The organism is Acinetobacter sp. S4397-1 (assembly GCF_024129285.1).
GTDB classification, from domain to species: Bacteria; Pseudomonadota; Gammaproteobacteria; order Pseudomonadales; family Moraxellaceae; genus Acinetobacter; species Acinetobacter lwoffii_C.
The window spans coordinates 1-5781 of sequence record NZ_JAMXXZ010000058.1 but is presented as its reverse complement, the minus strand read 5'-3'; the positions used below and the strand labels follow the sequence as shown (position 1 = coordinate 5781).

The 5781-nt window shown below is 34.2% G+C and carries 6 protein-coding genes and 1 pseudogene; 5 read left to right on the top strand and 2 right to left on the bottom strand.

Annotated features, from left to right (window positions below; translation table 11 throughout):
- A partial coding sequence (locus NI467_RS14280) for an IS5 family transposase (RefSeq protein ID WP_253153471.1) occupies window positions 1-344 on the top strand: 344 nt, incomplete at its 5' end.
- Window positions 345-534: 190 nt separating this feature from the next.
- Here NI467_RS14280 and NI467_RS14275 read toward each other — a convergent pair.
- Window positions 535-909: a hypothetical protein gene (locus tag NI467_RS14275; protein ID WP_253153470.1), complete on the bottom strand. Its 375-nt coding sequence runs from the start codon at window positions 907-909 to the stop codon at window positions 535-537.
- A 1258-nt stretch (window positions 910-2167) separates the two neighbouring features.
- Here NI467_RS14275 and NI467_RS14265 point away from each other — a divergent pair.
- From NI467_RS14265 to NI467_RS14250, 4 genes and pseudogenes are all read left to right on the top strand, one after another.
- The gene (locus tag NI467_RS14265) at window positions 2168-2632 is read left to right on the top strand and encodes a hypothetical protein (RefSeq protein ID WP_253153468.1); all 465 of its coding nucleotides are present in this window, start codon (window positions 2168-2170) and stop codon (window positions 2630-2632) included.
- A 236-nt stretch (window positions 2633-2868) separates the two neighbouring features.
- A complete protein-coding gene (locus tag NI467_RS14260; RefSeq protein WP_253153467.1) occupies window positions 2869-3087 on the top strand; it encodes a hypothetical protein in 219 nt (72 codons plus the stop codon).
- Window positions 3088-3447: 360 nt separating this feature from the next.
- Window positions 3448-3642 (top strand): annotated as a pseudogene (locus NI467_RS14835) (I78 family peptidase inhibitor); the annotation flags it as partial.
- 259 nt (window positions 3643-3901) lie between these two features.
- Window positions 3902-4084, top strand: coding sequence for a hypothetical protein (locus tag NI467_RS14250; RefSeq protein ID WP_151206181.1), 183 nt, complete (start codon window positions 3902-3904; stop codon window positions 4082-4084).
- Between the two features lie 663 nt (window positions 4085-4747).
- On the opposite strand, the gene NI467_RS14245 is transcribed toward NI467_RS14250, so the two are convergent.
- Window positions 4748-4930, bottom strand: coding sequence for a hypothetical protein (locus NI467_RS14245; RefSeq protein ID WP_253153466.1), 183 nt, complete (start codon window positions 4928-4930; stop codon window positions 4748-4750).
- Between the last annotated feature and the right edge of the window lie 851 nt (window positions 4931-5781).

The following is a 5781-nucleotide window of genomic DNA, read 5'->3' as shown; positions in this document are numbered from 1 at the left end:
AAATCACTGGGGGTGACGTCCACGACAGTCAAGTTGCAAAACAACTGATTGATACTGTAGACGAGGCAACTTATCTTATTGCTGATAAGGGGTATGATGCTGGGCACATTAGAATATATGCCCAGAATAAGGATATGATTCCCATTATTCCAATGAGATCAAATAGGAAGAGGTCGAATAAGGAGTTTGATAAATATCTATATCAATTAAGGCATTTAGTTGAAAATGCATTTGCGAGATTAAAACATTTCCGTGCTATTGCCACCCGATTTGATAAGCTTGCACGAAATTATCAGTCTATAATCTACATTGCTTGCATGTTTATTTGGTGTAAAGCCAAATGAGGACACGCCCTAATAATTATAGGGCTTATACTGATTATTATGGACGTTATTTTGAACCTCACTCGTTACATAAAAAAACTATATAGATGGGGGTGCAAGTTTCTTATGCAGGTTGTCTGGGAGGGGTATTTTGTCTTGGGTCATAGCTAAAATAAAACCCATCTTAAGATGGGTTTTTAAAGTAAGAATCTTATTTTTTGTATTCAGTTTTGTATTCAGTAATGTTAATTGACTTACCTTTAACTAACTCTACTACACCTTCGCCACGCTTAAAGTGAATAGATACACCTTGGTCATTCGCTAAACGTACACCACTAGCCGCTACAGTTTGCTTCAAATGATGAACCTTGCCTGAATTATCAGTCATTTCTGCTGTTTCAAAATTGTCAGATGACTTAAGCTGAATCGTTAGATCCATTGGTCCAACAAAGTTAATTACTTGGGTTTCAGCCGGAGTGCTTGGTGTGCTTTCTACAGGAGGCGTTGATTCTGTAGGTTGTGTAGGAGATGAATTGCAGCCGGCCAGTGCCAAAGCAAGAAATGAAGCACCAATTATATATTTCATATTGAACAAACCTTTTCGTTCTAAATCATAAGTATAAACATGTTAATTAGTTGGATAGAAATATAAAGATTTATTTACATTTGGATGACATAAAAAATACTGCGATGAGGAGGAGGAATTCTTATCTGAATTTACCTATAGGGGATATTTAACTTGCCTTATAGTCTTCCCCTTATGACTTTAATGTCTTTAAGCGGGGCTTAGCTTGGGGTAATCATCAGGCTGAATTTTCAATAGAGCAGATACGCAGTTGTTTTTTGTATTCAGCAGAACAGTCTTTGCAGAGGATTTTGTATTTCTCTGTTGAAGAAGGCTTTAGAGTCATCCAGAAACTTTAAGTATTCACCAATTTGAGCATCTTATTTTTCAAATTGAGCTTTGCCCATTGGATCAACGCCAGATTTAGCAGTATTCGTTGCCTCTAATGGCTTGTGGCAGCTGGTGATTGTGAATGCCAAAGGGTGGGCCTTTTTATTACATATTGTTTTAGGTGTAATACACAAATCACTCTAAAGTGAATTGAAAGACTACAGATAGAAATGATAATTTTAAATCAAATCTTCCCAATACATGAGGTAAGCAATAATGAAGTTGTTAACTGTGGTTTGTGTGGGGTTTGCAGCAAGTTTTTCCTATAAAGCTATAAGAAATAGCAGGTCAACTCTTTCAAAGCCAGACTTTGATGAAGTAGTAAGTAAAGTTATGTTGGCAGGTTTTAAGGCCTAGTCGGGTTTTAAGCTCCTCGATTTAATAAAAAGCTCGCCGTACGGTGGGCTTTTGTGCATTTATGATCTTTTAAAAATTAAAACAAGTCGCAATACATTTGTTGTACACCGTAATGCTAAGGGTTGATTTATCTTCATTATTAATTGAAGTTAAGCCACTGGACATTGCTATGATCCAAGAGATCTTTGCCTTTATTTATGATGAAGCCTTAAAGGAGTATGAGCCATCAAAATATGAAATAGTCAATAAGCTGAAGTTTTTTCAATAACTCTACGATTATTTGCAGAGCTCAGGGGAGAAGATGCCTATATTAAAATCAATATCTTAACTGTAATATTTAAATGCAGGCTCGGATCTAAATATTATTGGGTATTTGATATACCGGAAATAGATGATAAAGATCAGTTTATTGACTGGCTGTCTTCTGAGTTAAATCAATTGTTATGAGAGTTTAAAACCCAATAAAACTTAAAGAATATAGATCCTTTTGTGTTAGGGTGTTGTTATCTTTCCCATGTGAAGAGTATGAGTCATGGGCCTAGTTCTTCTTGTGATTATTGTTTTAATCACATTCTTTGTAATGGTGAAACCCAGCCAACATAAGTCCGGTGGAAAGTTTAAAGAAATGACTAAAAATAAATTTGGTCATAAAATTTCCAGTGCAATTGAATTTCAGCACCCTATAATTGAAATAGTTGGCCCTCAACTTGATAACTCTGTGAGTAAAGTGGTTAATGCTCTCTTGATTATGGATACCACAAATACAGAATATACCTATGCGATTATGGTGGTTGTCGGTGGTATTCAAGTCGGTTATCTAAATGACGTAGATGCTGAAAAGTTTCTCAAAATTTTAAAGGATAAGCGCCTATATGAAGATACCGGAATTGAAGTTAAAGCACTGATTTACGGAGACTGGGGTGATATTAATCAAACTACAAATTTTAAAATCAATTTAAATCTCCCTAAAAATTTTGAAGATTCAGAACTCAAATAGCTGGGTTAACTCAATAAATCTCCTTCTGGAGATTTTTTATTGCCAGGCGAAAAGTCATGCCCCTGTTCATATTTTGCTTATTCGGCCTGCACGATGTGACTGAGATTAGCGATAACAAAAAAGAATATCGGAACTGTGTGGAAAAACCCGGTATTCCTGGGATTATAAAACTATCCCTACAATAGGGTTTGGTATCTCAGCTATAATTATATTTTTGGTAATCACTGGTGACCAAAATGGCCAATATTACGACAAGTAAATACGAAGAATTATTTATTAAACTCCATGAGGTTATTGCTAAGCGTAAGGAAAATCCAATTCATTTAAAAATTCCTTTTAATACTGTTGATAAGGGCACTATTTTGCAATTGAATGAATACTTTCACAAACATGCTTTTAATTTTGAAACTCATTTAGAAGATGAGAATACATTTGTAATTACTGTAGAGTATTAATGATATTTAATTTGCCAAATATAGTTGGTATATAAAAATCCCGTTAAATATGCTTTATTGGCAGGTTTTTTCTTTTCTTATGGGGGGTGAATATTAAATCTGTATGGAAATTTACAGATTTTCACTTTAAGAGAGTAATACTTTTTTTAAATATTCAGTTTGAGTAAAATGTATAGAGATTGTAGTTAAGCCTGTAGTTAAAGCTATTGTATTCGGTATGATTATGTTTTTATCTTGATAAGACAAAAGCTTATGAAAATTATCCAGAATTTATCTTTAATTTTAGCTGCAGTTGTATTGACAGCATGTGCAAATAATCCTGAACAGATGCCTTCTCAACCACCAAATACGATGACTAGCTGTATAGCGGATGAGGCAACGAAATTGGTTGGACAAACTGGTTTATCTGAAGCAGTCATTAAAGCTAAAACTAAAGCGGAAACTGTACGAATGGTGACACCAGGTCAGCCAGTAACTTTAGATTACCGTTCAGATCGAGTTACAGTAGTCACCGATCCACAAACTAAAATTATTGTTCAAGCATCTTGCGGCTAATAGCTCAAGGCTGAATAAAAAACCATCTTCGGATGGTTTTTTATTGGATGATGTTCATGAAACCAAAAATATATTAAAACTTAACTCACAACGGCTTAAGTAAAAATAAACTGACAATTAAAGGAATCGTCTTCTTATAACATAGGTTAATACATTGTTTGAAAAGTCACATTTAATAGTGAATTGATACAAGCTTCTATACTTAAAAAACATAAGATTCTGATAGATTAAAATTACAACAAAAAAACTGGAGATTTGTATGAAAAATATACCAAATGGAACACAGGTTATTCATCATATCTCATTTTTCACTCATGCCTATTATAAGGAGGAAAATGGAGTCTTAAAGGTTTGGAGTGAGGGAGAATGGATAGACGCATTGATACCCAGTATTAATAAAATGATTGATAACGGTTTTGAGTTAGAAGTTATTCACAGCTAGTCAAATACCGGGAATAAATAAGTATTCATTTCTCAAAATTGGTAATGATCCCCACTTCTTAGTGGGGCTTTTAATATCTGGAAAATATGCTCCAATTCCCATTTTGCTTGTTCGGTTTATATAGTGTGACTGAGATTTAGCATACAGTTGATGATAAAAAGTTGAAATGCATCAAGAATTGTTGAAAAGTAAAGTAATTCATAGTAAATTACTCAACATTAAGTAATTCTCCACACTTTTACTTAATTTCAGTTTATAGCCTGCATTTTCCCCAAAGTGCAGGTTTTTTTTATTTCTTAAATTCACTGGACGGATTACTGCATATAAAATCCCACTAAATATACATTATTAGCGGTTTTTTTCTTTTCTTATTGATGAGATGCTTATGGCAGAAGAAGTATAAGCTAAATAAGACTTAGAATTTTGCAGTGCTGGGCTGTCCAAGTATCAGAATCTCAAACAGTCTGAATTAACACAAAATGAGTTGCTAGCAATTGACGGAATTATGATTAAGCTGAAAGAGTAGATAATAATTTACGTGTGGCGTTATATGCGTAATGCCATATTATTTGAGGTAATGTACGGCGTAACAGATATTTTGAATTCCAAAAAGCCCATCAGGTAGATAGGCTTTTCTTGCTAATCAAGATATTGAGCTATGATTTATTTTTTGTCTGCATTTTCTTTTTGATCATGCTGCTCTTTCGTAGGGTTTATATCATCTTGATCAGGCTTATCTTGTGCGGGCTTCTGTGTCTGGTTGTCTGATTTAGGCTTGTTGTCAGTAGCGTTATTTGAAAATTGATTGAAAGACGCTTTTTGAGCGGTATTTGTATTAACTAACATAGTTTTCTCAATTTTGTTTGCCGAAGATTCGACCTGGTAAGAATGGCACAGTAGAAGCAGTTACAATGAGGTAGCTTAGGGATGCATTTGTAGGTATATGTACGATTAAAATGTTTATATCTTATTTATATTTCAAAGGTTTTTTAGTAAGCACTCGATCATATTGATCCATCTCACTATTTAAATAGTCAATAAGTTTAATTTATATTTAGTGGATACCTAATCTGTACAGTGTCTGTTTGCTTAAAATAATACTAAAAAATATGTGCCAGATGATTTGAAGTAGTCTGTTGAGATGGCTTGCGTAATAAATTATTCTAAAATGTCAAAAATAATCACGTGATATTAAATGAAAATAAAAGACTTAATCGAAAGAACTTCAAAAGTTAAGCCCTGAGCTTGATGTATATACGCTCAGTGAAGATGATGAAATAATAAAAGCTAAAAGCGTGGCTGAAGTGTTTGAGATTAAGGATGTTAGCTCCACAGTGCTGGAGCTTAGCCGTGATGAAAAATACAAGCCTAAATTTACATTCTTTCCAGTGAAGAAAAGGCAGAAAACTTGCTTTATAAATTTTACGTCTAATTTTTAAGTAAGATCTCCTTCGGGAGTTTTTTATTGCCGATTTTAAGGGGGCACAATGTCGAACGAGACACAAATGGTGGATGCTTCATGACCAGTCGAGGGATTGGAATCACGATTATTTCCCGGCGTGCTACTTATTCTCATTTTTATTATTACCTATTCGATCTAATAGGTGTAAGCATCCGCTGAACGCCATCGCCAAGTTTTAACGGGGTTCAGGTTTCCAGCGGTGAGGTAGTAATTCTTCTATTTGGGGCACTTTATG